Source organism: Tamlana crocina, assembly GCA_040429635.1.
GTDB classification, from domain to species: domain Bacteria; phylum Bacteroidota; class Bacteroidia; order Flavobacteriales; family Flavobacteriaceae; genus Flavisericum; species Flavisericum crocinum.
The window spans coordinates 95,081-110,560 of record CP158972.1 but is presented as its reverse complement, the minus strand read 5'-3'; the positions used below and the strand labels follow the sequence as shown (position 1 = coordinate 110,560).

The following is a 15,480-nucleotide window of genomic DNA, read 5'->3' as shown; positions in this document are numbered from 1 at the left end:
CAATTATGAGAGTGTAGATTTTTTTGGTCATGGTTCATACAACAGCCAGTAAGTGAATAACTATAGGGGTTGAGCAGATTCGACAGGATGCAATTCTATCTGAAATGATATAGATTTACAAGATACAATTTAAACATTGTGCTAAACCAATTAACTAAAATCAAACAAATTATGAAAAACAAACTAAAAAAAACTAAGAATAAAGTACTGTTCTTGTGCTTTGTTTTAATGTCTCTTGGAATGTATTCTCAAGAGAGTACAGTCAGTGGTAGAGTTACTTCGCAAGATGGTATGCCATTGGCTGGGGTGAATATTATTCAAAAAGGAACAAAAAATGGTCAGGTAACTGATTTTGAAGGTAGTTTTAATATAAAGTTAGTATCTGGTGAACAAGTGCTGGTTTTCTCTTATTTGGGATTTAGCACCAAAGAGATGTCGGTAGCTGGAAAATCTACAGTCAATGTTGTTCTTGAAGAAGACGCAGAAGGGCTTGATGCCGTGGTGGTGGTTGGTTATGGTTCACAAACTAGAGCTGATTTAGTAGGTTCCGTAGGATCTGTAAAAGGAGACGATATTGCTAAAATGCCAGTTCCTACGTTTGATATGGCCCTACAAGGTCGCACAGCAGGGTTAAACATTACCAATACATCTAGCGAACCTGGAGGTGAAGTTACCATTAGAATTAGGGGTAATAACTCTATATTGGGAGATAATTCACCTTTAATTGTTATAGATGGTTATCCAATGCCTACGGGTGGAGAAGCGAGTGCTCGGGGAGCAGGAGAAGGTAACCAAACTTCATCTAACCTTTTAAGTTTTTTGAACCCTGCCGAAATAGAATCTGTTGAGGTTTTAAAAGATGCGTCGTCAACTGCTATTTATGGTTCTCGTGGTGCAAATGGGGTAATAATTGTTACTACAAAAAAAGGGGATTACGAGCAAGCTACTCAAATTAATTTAACAGCAGAAACTGGATTTAGTGATATTAAAGATTTTCCAGAAGTTTTGGATGGACCAACGTATGCTGAATGGAGAAATGAAGTGGCTACTATAAACGGTGCGCCTTTGCTGTTTGATGGGGTTGATAGACCCTTGCCTGAAAATGCAACGACTACAGATTGGTTAGATAGGATTTTGAGAACAGCTATGACCAACAGATATCAACTTACGGCCTCTGGAGGTGGAAACAAGTCAAGATACTTCTTATCGGCTAATTACTTGAAAAATGAAGGAATTGTGAAGTTTACAGATTTTTCTAGAGCAAATATCAGGTTAAATGTAGATAATAACCTTACTGATCGTTTAACTACCAGTACATCTGTCAATTATGTGCGCTCATTGAATAACAGGTCAGGCGAAGGGTCTGGTTCTATTATAAACTCAGGATCTGTTTTTTCAGCCTATAAAAATGCTCCAACAGCAACTCCCGATGATCCTATTGACGAAGGTGACGGCACTAGTAATTTTTTTACGGACCCTTTGGTGGAGCTAAGAGACACAAGGAATGAAACCTATAATGAGAATTTAATTTTAAGTATCTTAACAAGATATAAAATAACAGAAAATTTAACCTTTAACCTTTCAACAGGTACGAATAGTTCAAACAGCCGAAGAGAAGTTTATTTCCCTAAAACAACCAGACAAGGTAGATTACGTAATTCTAGGGCTGTTTATAACGTTAGTAGCAATCGTAATTATTTAATTGAATCTTATTTGTCCTACAACAAAGCGTTTGAGAAAAGTAATTTGGATGTAACAGGCGGTTATTCATACCAAATTGATAACACACGTCGTTTGAATACTATTGTGGACGATTTTCCAATTGATATTTTAGAGACCGATAATGTTGGTTTGGGTTTAAATCCTTTAATACCTACAAGTTCTAGGATCGAAAGAGTTTTATCTTCTTACTACGCTAGATTTAATTATAATTACGATAAAAAATATTACTTATCATTAACAGCTCGAGCAGATGGATCCAGTGTTTTTGCTGAAAATAAAAAATGGGGGTATTTCCCCTCTGTAGGTCTAGGTTGGACTGTATCAAATGAAGATTTTCTAAAAGAATCAGAAACGGTGTCTAATTTGAAGTTAAGAGCTAGTTATGGTATTACAGGTTCTCAATCTATATCGCCATTACAATCTTTAACCCTTTTAGGTACTGCGAATGCTGTATATGGAGATATTCTATATTCAGGTTTAGCTCCTATTAGAATTGGAAACCCAGATTTAGAATGGGAAAAGACAAAGCAGTTTAACATTGGATTGGATTTAGGGTTTTTAAAAAACAGATTTACTGCTTCTGTAGATTATTACAATAAAACTACTGATGATTTATTGTTAAATTTCCCACTTCCAAACTCAGCCGGAATAAACTCTCTTACTGCCAATGCTGGTAGTATTGAAAACAAAGGATTTGAAATTGCGTTAGGAGGTTATATTGTAGACAATAAAGATTTTAAATGGAATACAAGCATTAACTGGAGTAATAATAAAGCAACCGTTTTAAGCCTTGGAGACAATGATGCGGATATATTTGGCCCTGGACCAGCCACAAATATTGTAACAGACCCGACAAACGTTATGCGGGTAGGTGAGCCATTTGGTGCTTTATACGGGCTTAAGGTAATAGGTATACTTCAAGAAAGTGATTTTGATACTTCTGGCACAGCAACAGTTCCAACAAACGGAAACCAAGTTCCTGGCCAATATAAATTCCAAGATATAAGTGGTCCAGAAGGAGTTCCTGATGGTGTTATAAGTGGTTTAGATCGCGGCATTATAGGAGATCCAAATCCAGATTATATTTTCGGTTGGAACAACGATTTTACATATAAAAATTTCACATTAAGTGTGTTTTTACAGGGGTCTATTGGGAATGATGTGATGAATCTCAATAACTCATTTCTAGGTACAGGTAGGATTGTTAACAATGCTTTTAAAGATTGGTATGATAACCGATGGACGCCTGAAAACCCTACAAATGATATCCGATACCCTAATTATACTGGGGGTAATGGAGGTTTTTTCGCGCCAAACTCTGCTACTATAGAGGATGCGTCATACATCAGGTTAAAAAACCTAAGTATAGGATATAATATTCCTGTTGCAAAAATTAAGGCAATAGCATCCGCAAGGGTATATGCCACTGCAACCAATCTTTTTACTATTACAGACTATTCCGGTTTTGATCCAGAAGTTAATATACGTGGCGGTAATAATCTTGCTCAAGGTATAGATTTTGCTTCTTACCCAAGAGCTCAAACGTTTACACTTGGTATAAACATTGGTCTCTAATTAAATGTTTAATTTTAAATAAAATAATAATGAAAAAATTAAAATATATAATTCTACTGGCCGGTCTCGTAGCTTGTTCTAATTTAGAAGAAGAAGTATATTCAGAAATCAGCCCATCAAATTTTTATCAAAATGTAGATGAGGCCGAAGTGGCAGTGACCTCAATTTATAATTCGTATAACAGGGCTGTTAGCCTCTATGATTTTGGTTTGTCATCATTAACTGTGGTGCCTTCTCCAAAAATACAATCTAAAATTAGTTGGAGGAGACAATGGGCGAACTATACTACCGATGCTACTGATGCCATTTCTTTACCTCGAGTTTGGAACCCCTTTTATCAAGGTATATTTAGATCTAATGTTCTTATTGCAGAACTAGAAGGGAGACAGTTTGAAAGTGAAGAGGAAACAGCAAGAAAGGAAATAATAGCTGAGGCTAAATTTTTAAGATCATGGTCTTTTTTCAATCTAATTCAACTTTTTGGTGCCGTTCCAATGCCATTAAAGCCTGCTGTTACGGCCGAAGAGGCACAACTTCCCAGAACACCAATAGCAGAGGTGTACCAGCAAATTATTTTAGATTTACAAGAGGCTGAAACAAACTTGCCTAGCGATAAGAGAGGTGATGCTCAAATAGGGCGACCTATTCAGGCCACAGCAAAGTTCTTACTTGCAAAAGTATATTTAACTATGGCGGGTTTGCCCTTAGAGGATCCAAGTGCTATGGCATTAGCAGAAACTAAATTGGGAGAAGTTCTTGATTTAGAAGATACTGCTCAAGGGTATAAACTATTAGAAAGCTATGAAGAAGCTATACGTATCGATAATAACGATGAGCGTATATTTGCTATTCAACAAACGCAATCTGTATCAAGTCAAGGTACGGCTTTTGGACATGTTTGGGGGTCTCGAAATAGGCTTAATAATGCTGGTCTTGGTCAACGACATGGTGGATTTACAAAAGATTTTTATGATTCTTTTGAAGCAACCGATGTGCGTAGAGATGTTACTATGGCATACTCATATGTAGATAGAGATGGCATTACACGTACTTTTGCAGATGGTTACTATCCTGAGCGTGAAGGTATATATCAAAATAAGTATGTAGACCTTGATCAAAATGCCGTTGATGGTGATCCAGATATGATTGTTTATAGATATTCTGACGCGCTACTAATGGCAGCAGAAATTGAGAATAGTTTAAATGGGCCTACAGCTACAGCCTATGGTTATTTAAACAGAGTGAGAACCAGAGCAAATGCAACAGATGCCCCAGATGGTATGACGCAAGAAGAATTTGCTGAATATATATATGAAGAACGTTATAAAGAGCTTTCTTTTGAATTTCAAGAAATCTATGATATTAGAAGGTTAGGTAAAGTAGAAGAAGTTTTATCGCAACACCCAGAAAATGTAACATGGTCTCCAACAAATACAGCGTACAATCCAAATTTCAATTTGTGGCCTTTACCGGTAAGTGAAATCAATTCCAATCCTAAAATCCTGGAAAATAATCCGGGATGGTAATTTTTTAAGTTAGTTTAATTATTTAGTTCTGGCTGCCCGAAAGGGCAGTCTTTTTTTTGTTAACCTTGCGATTTTTGCCGACTGTTTGGGATAGTCCTGTTTTGTAAAAAAGTACTTTACTTACCTTTTCAAATACAGCCGCCTCCTCACAGATAGGGCATGATTGTTTTTTAAAACTTTATCGATAATTTAGCTCTCCATGATTAGGATTGAATCATTTTATCAAATTTCAAAACTATTTTAAGCATATTCATCAATAAAACATAAGTATTTAAAAATGAAATCTATAATAAAACTGTCGCTTTTTGTATTATCAATGCAGATAGGAGCACAAGGCATTGATAAATCTCTTTACGCTTTTGATTTTAAAATGGATAGTTTAACCATCCCTCAGAGAGCAAAACTTTTTGATAAACTTGGCTACAGTGGTACTTCTTTTATCGTGAAAAACGATAAGCAAATAAAAAAACTACAAGAATATCTGGATACTGAAACCTTTTCTTCAGGAAAGTTGTCAATTCCTGTGGTTTACTTTCCGTTTAATTTTTCCAATGATCTTGAAAATGAAAATAAATTATGGCGTAAAACACTAAGTGTATTACCTGAAGGAACAGATTTATGGGTCATCATTTTAAAGGAAGATGCTACAGAGAAAAAAACTTTGGAACTTTTGAAAGATATGGCTGCCGAAGCTCAAAAATTAAACAAGAATATTGTTATCTATCCGCACGATAATTGTTTTATAGAATCTGCTGAAGAGGCCATTCCTTACATTGAAAAATTAAATGAGCCAAACCTGTTTCTAACCTTGCACTTATGCCATGAATTAAGAGCGGGTAATGGTAGCCGTTTGCTTGATGTTGCGATTAAAGCTTCTCCTTACTTAAAATTTGCTTCTGTTTCTGGTGCCAACATTACCATGTTTGAAAATGGAGAACAAGGTTGGGCTGATGCCATAAAACCATTGGACGAAGGGGATTATGATATCTCTGAGTTTATATCAGTCTTGCAAAAAATAAAATTTAAAGGCAAAACCATATTGCACACTTTTGGAATAGAAGATGCTCCTAAAGACCATTTATTGCGTTCTATTGAAAAATGGAACAATCTGGTTGATTCTACTTTCAAAAATCAAAACAACAACTTAAATAACATTCTTGATAATCCAGAAAACGCCTATTGGGATAAGGTGTCAAGGTCTTGGTTTATTTCTAATTTAGGAGGAGGAAAAGTAACGATTGAAAAAGATGGTTATGGTTGGATTACACGTTTAGATGAAAAAGGAAAAGTAATCTCAAATAGATGGATAGAAGGCTTAGATGCCCCTACCGGAATGGCCTCGTACAAAAACCTTTTGTATGTTGCCGACCGAGGCGTTTTAGTTGAAATAGATGTTGCTGAAGGAAAAATTATTAGGAAAATAAATTTACCAAATTCGGAGTTCGCCAATGATGTTGCCGCAACTCCCAGTGGAGACATATACGTATCCGATACGTTTACCAACAGTATCTATAAACTCCCTAAAAATAAGAATATAGAAATCTTTGTTAAAAATGATACCCTAGAGTACCCAAATGGCTTATGGGTTGATGGAAACCACTTAGTGGTAGCCACATGGGGGCCAATGACCAATCGCGCTACTTTTGAGACCAGCAGAAAAGGGACGCTAATGAGGATTGATCTTAAAACCAAAGAAATAAAACCTGTTGGAAAAGGTTTGCCGATTGCAAACTTTGATGGCGTTGTAAAATACAACAAGTCTTATTATGCTACAGATTGGACAGGTGGAAGACTTTTAAAAATTAGTGAGCACGGAGATGTGGAAGAGGTTATGTCCGGCTTTTCGCAATTCGCAGATTTAGGCATTAACATAAAAAACGGAATTGTCATGATTCCGGAAATGAGCAAGAACCGCTTTATACTTATACATCTAAAATCCTTGTTAACTCAATAAAAAATAGCTACTGCCCAAGATTTTTTGTTAACAGTCTTTTAGGTCTATGGATGGTTTAGAGAGGTACTAGATGTTGTTATTTTAAGCATACCTTCTTTGGCACAAAACAATAAACAAATTCGAATTGAATATCTGAAGCCAAAATATTGCTGCTTAGCCTAGAAGTTTATTATCTATGTTTTGTTTCCTGGTTAGATTTATTTTGTTATTTCAGAAAGAATTAAAAAAGTGTTTGTGTCTCCAAATTGCATGAGTTTATCTAACAGTTTTTGTAGGTGCAATTGATTTTCTACAACAACTTTTAAATGAATATTTTGGTTTCCTGTAATACGGTGCGCTACAGTAATTTCAGGAAATTCATTAACCTTGTTAATTACATACTTTAATTTTCCGGGAAATACTTTCAACAAAATAAAGGCCTCTAAATCATAGCCAATTAGTTTGTTGTTTATTTGTATATCATATTTTTTAATAACGCCTTCTTCTTCAAGTTTTTGTACACGTTCTCTAACCGATGATGGAGATAAATTTATTTTTCTTCCAAGATCGGCAAATGACAGGCGAGAATTCTCCTTTAAAATATCTAATAATTTTTTGTCTGTACTATCAACCATTGAATCGTTAGTTTTAGTGTTTAATTTTTGTGTTTTAAACGGTAAATATATCTAAAATATCATTTAATCAATTTTAAGATGCCTGTATTGTGTTTTATTTTTGAATAATTAATATAAATATGCTTTTTATTGTGAATATAATTCAGATAATTAGTGTTTATTGTGAAAATAAAAACCAAAAATAAATTTATGTTTGATAATTGTGTAAACAAATCGTTAGAAGCAAAGTTTGAAGCACTTGAGGCTGATAACGCTCCCGGCCAAGAGGTAAGGCAAGATTTAAGTGTCCTAGACAGTGTTATGCGGGGAGGTAAACTTAAAGGAGTACCAGTAGACTTTTCTCATGGGGATGTAGATGCTTTTACTCCAACTCCAGATTCTGAAAACTATTGGTTGGAGGGTTTCAAGCAAGGGGGCTCTCAAGCTTACACAGAATACAGAGGCGCTTTGAATATTAGAGAAATTTTATCCAAGCACCTAGGAAGGTTTACAAATGTGCCTGTGTTGCCCGATAGTGAATTAATTTTAACGCCAGGAACTCAAGGTGCGTTGTTTTTAGCTTTAGGAGCAACAGTGGCATCAGGAACTAAAGTGGCTATTGTAGAGCCAGATTACTTTGCTAATAGAAAATTAGTTAAATTTTTTGGAGGAGAAGTAGTGCCAGTTCCTTTGTGTTATTTAGAAGAATCCTCAAAAAACGGACTAAACCTAAATGCGCTAGAAAAGGCGTTTGAAAATGGCGCTAAGGTTTTAGTGTTTTCAAATCCTAATAATCCTACAGGTATTGTGTACTCTGAAGAAGTAATAAGTAAAATTGCTGTTTTAGCTAATAAATATAATGCTACGGTAATTGTAGATCAATTATACTCAAGAATGTTGTATAGTGGCGAAACATATGTGCATTTGCGTTCTTGTAAAGTGCGGCCAAAAAATATTATTACAATAATGGGGCCTTCTAAAACGGAATCTTTAAGTGGTTATCGTCTAGGAGTAGCCTTTGGAGCGTCAAATATAATAGATAGAATGGAGCGTTTACAGGCTATCGTTTCTCTAAGAGCAGCAGGGTACAATCAAGCTGTTTTTAAAACTTGGTTTAATGAGCCTAGTGGCTGGCTGGATAACAGAATTAAACAGCATGAAGCTATACGCGATGAGTTGCTTAATATTTTTAGAAGCGCGAACCTTAAAACTGCAACGCCTCAAGCAGGAAGTTACTTGTTTCCTCAACTACCTGCATTAAGTGTAGATTTAAATACGTTTGTAAGGTTGTTAAGATATCAAGCAAATGTAACAGTTACACCGGCATCAGAGTTTGCACCTCACTTAAACGATAGTATTAGGCTTAATTTTTCGCAAGACCATAGTGCTGCGATAGAGGCTGCAAAACGAATTGTAAAGATGGTTGAAATATATGCCTTATGAAAACAGTAAAAGAAAATCCAATACCACAAGGTAAGTATATTCCAGCTGTAAGACATGCCGATGTTATTTACACCTCGGGCATGACACCTAGAAAAGAAGGTAAGTTAATTTACTCGGGACAAATGAGCGCATCAGTTCCTGTTGAAACGTATAAAGAAGCTGTTGAGATAGCAACATTAAATGCTATTACGTCAGCTGTTAATTGTTTAGAGGGAAACGAAAAAATTGCAAAGGTATTGCAAATGAATGTTTTTTTAAACACAGAAACAGCATTTACAATGCATTCTAAAATAGCAGATTTTGCATCAGAAATTATTATAAATGTTTTAGGTATCCTATGTATTGGAACTAGGGCTGCAATAGGGGTGGCCTCTTTACCATCTAACGCGCCTGTAGAAATAACATTGGTCTGTAGCGTTAGCTAAAGGGTTTTAATTTCCCTTCGCATAACAATAACTAATGGTGCTTTTATTATCAAACTTATATAGCATTATTTAAACCGTTGAATCCTTTTTGTTATAGTTGAAAAAAGTTGTTTCAATGAAAAAAAGCAGAATTCGCCCAAGAATCGACTTTTGAATAATTTTTAATAAAACTACCTTTACAAAGTAAAATAATCCCAAAACAAGCATTTGTCTTAAATTAAAGTCACTATATGTCAATAAGTGTTGAATTATTGGTAATTATAGTTTTTTGCTCGAATCATTAAAAAATTATCATTTATGGAAACCAAACTTCAGTATGTTTTAAAGAAAACATTATTAGTTACAAGTTTGTTTTTAACATTTTTTCAAAGTAATGCTCTTAAATATGGCAAAGGTGCTATAAATAATGGCATCAGTTTTTTTGAATTGAAATGGGAAAAATCAAATTTAAATCTCCTTCAAAAAAGTATTGAAGGTAAAGTTACAGACGAAAGTAATGCTCCTTTAATAGGGGTTACTATTGTTATTAAAGGTACAAAAACAGGTGTCACCACCGATTTTGACGGAAAATTTAATTTAAATGCTAAAGAAGGGGATGTATTGTTGTTTTCGTATTTGGGTTATGCAGATGTAGAAATAACCGTAGGTAGTACATCATTTTATAATATAAAAATGAATCCTTCGGCAGAAGAACTTGATGGGGTGGAAATATTTTCTACAGGATATCAAAAAATTAGTAAAGAACGCGTAACAGGGTCTTTTGCAAAAATTAATACAAAGGTTTTAGAACGAAAGATAGATCAGAGTATAATTGGTAAAATAGCGGGAGAAGTCCCGGGCGTGCAATTTGACCCGTTTATTCAAGAAAAAAACAATATAGGTCTTGTAATTCGCGGAAGAAGTTCGATTAATGCCACAACAGAGCCTCTGGTAGTGGTTGATGGGTTTGCAATACCTGGAGGTTTTAATACCATAAATCCTAACGATGTAGAAACAATTACCATTTTAAAAGATGCGGCAGCAACATCTATATGGGGTATTCGGGCTGCTAATGGTGTTATTGTAATTACCACTAAAAAAGGTGAAAATAATAGTAAGCTCTCGGTAAACCTTTCTGTTAATTCTTCTGTAACTTTAAAACAGGATATTTTTAAGGCTCCTTATGCAGACCCTAGTACGCAAGTAGATTATCAAATAGGGTTGTTTAATTTTGAACAGTTTTCACAACAGAGAAATTTGTTTGATGGTACTTTGAATGAATTTTCTTTATTCCAAACTAACTCAGTTAGAGAAACTCTGCTAAGGCTTCAAAGAGGTGATATTGATATTGCTACCGCTGACAGTAGAATAGAAGCCCTTAGGAATAACGACGGTAGAGAGGAGTATTCAAGACTATTTTTAAGACAGCGCCTGTGGAACCAATATAACCTGAGTATATCTGGTGGTAGTGAAAAATATAACTTTAACTCCTCGCTTGTTTATAATCAAAACAAAGGTGCAATTGTAAATGATAAGTCCGATCAATTTATTTTAAACGTCGTAGGTAATTATAAGCTTACAGATAAATTGCAAGTTAGATTTTCTAGTAATATATCTCAAACCAAAAGTGAAAACGGTATTAGTACAGGACCTGTAGATTATTTAATAAATTATCCAATATTTGAACGTATTGTTGATGATAATGGTAATTACCTACCAATGCAAGGTGGTGTAAATATAGAAAGTTCTCAACTAGCACAAAGACAAGGTTATCCGTATCCTTGGACATTTAACCTTAAACAAGAATCTGATAACGTAGATAACACTTCAACATCAACAGATGTTCGTATTCAAACAGGATTAAATTACGAGATTTTAGAAGGTTTAAAAATTGACTTGAGTTACCAATATTTGTGGTCGTCATTTTTTGGGCGAAACTTGCTTAATGAAAATAGGTTCACAACCAGAAACTTAGTAAACTCCTTTGCTCTTGTAGATGAAAATGGTGTGGTTACAGAAACGCCTGTGCCTCTTGGTTCGTTATTAGATATTTCTACTAGAAGTACAACAGATAATACGTTTAGAGGGCAATTAAATTATTCAACAAGCTTCAATGATGGCCTTCATAACATTGATGCCATAGCGGGGTACGAGGTCCGTAAACAAATTACAGAGTTTAATAGAGACAGAAAGTTTGGATATAACGACCAATCTTTGATTTTTACACAGCCTAATTTTAATACCCTTTACTCCAGTCCAATTTTTGGCGGGCAACGGCTAATCAATTCAAACTCTAGATTATTATTTAATGAAAATAGATTTCTTTCATACTATGTTAATGGTGCATATAATTTTGATAAACGCTATACCGTATCGGGCAGTGTAAGATTGGATGATACCAACCTGTTTGGAGCGTCAGAAGAGTTTAGGAATACACCTTTGTTTTCCGTAGGTTTAAAATGGAATATAACTAACGAGAACTACTTTAATTCAAAGTTTTTTTATAATCTTAACCTAAGGGCAACCTATGGTTCTGGAGGAAATGTAGATAGAAATACATCACCATTTTTAGTAGCAAGACAAGGTAGAGATCAAGGAAGTTTTTTAAACAATTACCTTACTATTTCAAACCCACCAAACCCAACATTACGCTTAGAGAAAACAAAAACACTTAATTTAGGGCTAGACTTCTCTATGGCTAATAATAGAATTTATGGAAGCATTGAATACTACAACAGAAATAGTGATGACCTGCTGGCAAGACGTAATATAAGTCCAACCTATGGACTTTCTTCTTCATTTCTAAATGTTGCCGAACTATATAACAGAGGTGTAGATATAGATTTAGGTTTAAGAATTATTAATACTAAAGATTTTAAATTTGATTCAAGAATACTTTACAGCCAAAATAAAAATGAAATAACAAGTATAGACGAAAGTAATCCTGGAGAAATATTTCTCTTCACGCAATACGATGCTAATTCTTTTGTTGTGGGAGATCCGGTGGATAATTTTTATAGTTTCAGGTATGCAGGCTTAGACCAAGAAGGTAACCCATCCTTTTTTAATGAAAATAATGATGTTATAGAAGTGGGAGGTGATATAGGTGCTATAGAAGCTTTAAAAAGCGAAGGTTCTAGATCACCTACTCGTACGGGGTCGTTAACCAACACGGTTACTTATAAAAATTTATCGTTGCGTGTACTTACAGTATATTCTGGAGGAAATAGATTTAGGTTCGAAAGAAATTATGACCCTAGATTTTTTCGAACCAATGTGTTTAGCGATTATGTGAGTAGGTGGCAGCAGCCTGGAGACGAGCTGCTTACAGATGTGCCTAGGCTTACATCGCCAAATGAAACGGGAACACCACTTTACCTGTATCTTGATGAATCAGACAGAAATACCGATGATGCCTCTTACATTCGTTTGTCTCAAGTCAATTTATCTTATCAGTTTCCGGAAAGTCTCACCAAGAAATTATCTATGAATAGTTTTACGGTAAGCTTGCAAGCAGACAACTTAAAAGTTTGGAATTTCAATAAATGGGATGTCGATCCTATAAGTCGAACCATACCAATCCCTCCAACCTTTACACTTAATTTAACGACAACATTTTAATATCCAGATTTATGAAAACTACAAAATATACCATAATTATATTAGTATCGTTCGTATTAACCGGATGCACTAGAGATAATTTCTTAGATTTTCAACCCAAAGGAAAAGTTATACCCTCTAAAATTGAAGAATTTAGAGCACTCTTAGATCAAGTAGAACCAGATCCCAATGTAAACTTCACGCAGGGTTTTGGTACACATCACGATTTTACCATTATAGCAAGCGATAATTATTTGTTAACAGAACAAGTACGGGCCAGTTTTGGTATTAGCCCAGAAGAAATAAACCTGTATTTGTTTAAAGAACAAATTTCTACAGAAAATGGAGACGATAACAATTGGATTCGATATTACAATCAAATTTACGTTGCCAATGTGGTTCTAGAAGGGTTGAAAACGGTAGAAAATGGTACGCCAGAAGCCATTGCCGAAGTAAAAGCAGATGCATCATTACAACGCGCTTTTGCTTATTTCAATTTGGTGAACATATACAGTGTACATTACAATCCTGAAACCGCAGATACAGATTTAGGGGTGCCTATTAGAGATGGTATAGAATTAGAGGGTGCAGATTTTACAAGAGCTTCAGTTGCCGAAATCTATGATCTTATTCTTAACGATATTAACAACAATATAGAAGCTTTACCAGATTTACAACCAGCAAATTTAAGCTTTAGGCCGTCTAAAGCTGGAGCTTACGCATTTTTAGCTCGTGTTTTAATTTATCAAGCTAAATATGAAGAAGCTCTTGAAGCTGCTAATAAAGGCCTAGCTTTAAAAAATAGTTTAAGAGATATTAATAATGACCCGGCAGATCCAAGAGATGCCAATGTGCTAGCATATCCTTTGGCCGTTCAAGACGAGCAATTAATTTGGTTTAAAGATTCCGGAGGATTTACTCTAGTAACCACACCAGAATTTTATGGTTTATATGACGATAATGACCAAAGGAAAAAATGGTTTGCCGATGCCAGAACCTATTTTTTTGCAGAGATAGATAATCCTGTGTTTGTTGCCCATAGAGCTAACAATAATACCAGTGTATCTTTAACAACTGCAGACCTTTATTTAATGCGTGCAGAATGTTATGCCAGATTAGGAGATATCGAGTTAGCCAATAAAGATTTAAATACACTAAGGGTAAATCGTTTTAAAACTGGGGCCTATGTTCCTGTTGATATAACAGATCAAGACGATTTAATCGACTTTGTAAAAGATGAAATTAGAAGAGAGAAAGCCATGAGTACCTTAAGAATTTTTGATATTAAGCGTTATAATCGTTTCGATAATGCCAATATAACAGTTACTCATAGTTTTAATGGAGAAACAGTATCTATAGCACCAAATAGCCTTAATTGGGCTTTACCAATCGCAACCAATTACATTCTAGCAAACCCAGAAATAGAACAAAACCCAAGACAATAGTCTCAAACATAAAAAATGTAGTTATGAAAACAATTTTTAAAATAATCATAGGTGTATGTATATTATTTATTGGTTTTTCTTGTGATGAGACTAATGATAATGTCTCTGGGGTATCAATAAATACCGAAGATTTTACACTTGAAGCACCAATTGTTGTAAAAAAACGAGATACCCTAGGCTTTTTAAAAGGAAGCTCCAATAAAGGCGAAGTCACATTTTCTTTAATTTCTCAAACACCAGAAAACAGTGTTGTACTGGGGTTAAGGTATGGAGAAATAATAGTTGAAAGTCCAGAATTTTTTAATTCAGATATTACAGATGAAGTTAATTTAGTAATTGAAGTTAAAAAACAACAAGAAACAAAAATATCCAATGTAACCATTCTTAGAAATTTAAACGATCCAGACGGCGATGGTATAGAAAACAGTTTGGATAGCGACCCAAACAGCCCTTGCTTACCAATGCAAGATGAAAATTATACAGGTTACAATTTATACAATAGTATTTGGCGCGATGCCGATTGTGACCAAGATGGTATTTCTAATATAGATGAATTAACTAATGGTACTAATCCTTATTTTGATGAATCGTCAATTGGTGATACCGATGGTGATGGACTTAAAGATGATGTAGATCCAGATCCAAATAATCCTTGCTTGCCAGAACAATTTATTGGATATCAAGGCTTCGATGCCGAGAACGACGTTTGGGCAGCAGCAGATTGTAATGGTAATGGTATATCCAATGGTGAAGAAGTTGCCGCAGGTAGGTCACCATATCCTTTTCCAGATATACCTTGTAACGATGTATTTAACTTCGAGTTAGAAAATTATGCGAGAGAGTTAAGAACAGTAGATTCTAATAATGGAGAAGGCGTTACTATTGGGGTTGTTGGAGAAGAATGTGGCACTATATTTTTTACCGGCGGAGGCATATTCAATCAAGGCTGTTTTAATGATGATGTACGTATACCTTTCTATTTTGAACCTGCAGATCAAACCTCATCAAATGGTAGAGTGTTTGTAGAGCTTACAGAGTATTCATGCTTAGCCGAAGACAGGATGTCTAGTAGAAATTTTACAGTAGAGGGCTTAGGGACTTATGCTGGTGCTTCCAGAACCGTAGAGTTAACATATATCATTACACAATTAGATGATGGTATTCCTGATGAAGAAAGAGTAACTACCGGAACACTTATCATCAGGCCCTTATAGCAAT

9 protein-coding genes are annotated in these 15,480 nt (G+C 34.9%); 8 read left to right on the top strand and 1 reads right to left on the bottom strand.

The window, feature by feature from the left end; translation table 11 throughout:
* Nucleotides 1–171: 171 nt before the first annotated feature.
* The 3 genes from ABI125_00470 to ABI125_00460 all read left to right on the top strand — a co-directional run bounded on the left by ABI125_00470 (nucleotide 172) and on the right by ABI125_00460 (nucleotide 6,777).
* The gene (locus ABI125_00470; GenBank protein ID XCF06351.1) at nucleotides 172–3,297 is read left to right on the top strand and encodes a TonB-dependent receptor; all 3,126 of its coding nucleotides are present in this window, start codon (nucleotides 172–174) and stop codon (nucleotides 3,295–3,297) included.
* A gap of 29 nt (nucleotides 3,298–3,326) precedes the next feature.
* Nucleotides 3,327–4,823 (top strand): RagB/SusD family nutrient uptake outer membrane protein, encoded by a 1,497-nt coding sequence (locus ABI125_00465; protein ID XCF06350.1) that lies wholly within the window; start codon nucleotides 3,327–3,329, stop codon nucleotides 4,821–4,823.
* 277 nt (nucleotides 4,824–5,100) lie between these two features.
* Entirely contained in the window at nucleotides 5,101–6,777 is a 1,677-nt protein-coding gene (locus tag ABI125_00460; protein XCF06349.1) for a TIM barrel protein, read from the top strand.
* Nucleotides 6,778–6,974: 197 nt separating this feature from the next.
* Here ABI125_00460 and ABI125_00455 read toward each other — a convergent pair whose 3' ends face one another.
* Nucleotides 6,975–7,391, bottom strand: a complete 417-nt coding sequence (locus ABI125_00455; GenBank protein ID XCF06348.1) for an Lrp/AsnC family transcriptional regulator — start codon at nucleotides 7,389–7,391, stop codon at nucleotides 6,975–6,977.
* A 162-nt stretch (nucleotides 7,392–7,553) separates the two neighbouring features.
* Here ABI125_00455 and ABI125_00450 point away from each other — a divergent pair, with 162 nt between their 5' ends.
* From ABI125_00450 to ABI125_00430, 5 genes are all read left to right on the top strand, one after another.
* Nucleotides 7,554–8,813 (top strand): pyridoxal phosphate-dependent aminotransferase, encoded by a 1,260-nt coding sequence (locus ABI125_00450; protein ID XCF06347.1) that lies wholly within the window; start codon nucleotides 7,554–7,556, stop codon nucleotides 8,811–8,813.
* A complete protein-coding gene (locus tag ABI125_00445) occupies nucleotides 8,810–9,238 on the top strand; it encodes a RidA family protein (GenBank protein ID XCF06346.1) in 429 nt (142 codons plus the stop codon). Before ABI125_00450 ends, ABI125_00445 begins: the two co-directional genes overlap by 4 nt.
* A 297-nt stretch (nucleotides 9,239–9,535) precedes the next feature.
* Nucleotides 9,536–12,838: a SusC/RagA family TonB-linked outer membrane protein gene (locus ABI125_00440; GenBank protein ID XCF06345.1), complete on the top strand. Its 3,303-nt coding sequence runs from the start codon at nucleotides 9,536–9,538 to the stop codon at nucleotides 12,836–12,838.
* Between the two features lie 11 nt (nucleotides 12,839–12,849).
* The gene (locus ABI125_00435) at nucleotides 12,850–14,262 is read left to right on the top strand and encodes a RagB/SusD family nutrient uptake outer membrane protein (protein ID XCF06344.1); all 1,413 of its coding nucleotides are present in this window, start codon (nucleotides 12,850–12,852) and stop codon (nucleotides 14,260–14,262) included.
* A gap of 23 nt (nucleotides 14,263–14,285) precedes the next feature.
* Entirely contained in the window at nucleotides 14,286–15,476 is a 1,191-nt protein-coding gene (locus tag ABI125_00430) for a hypothetical protein (protein ID XCF06343.1), read from the top strand.
* Nucleotides 15,477–15,480 lie beyond the last annotated feature (4 nt).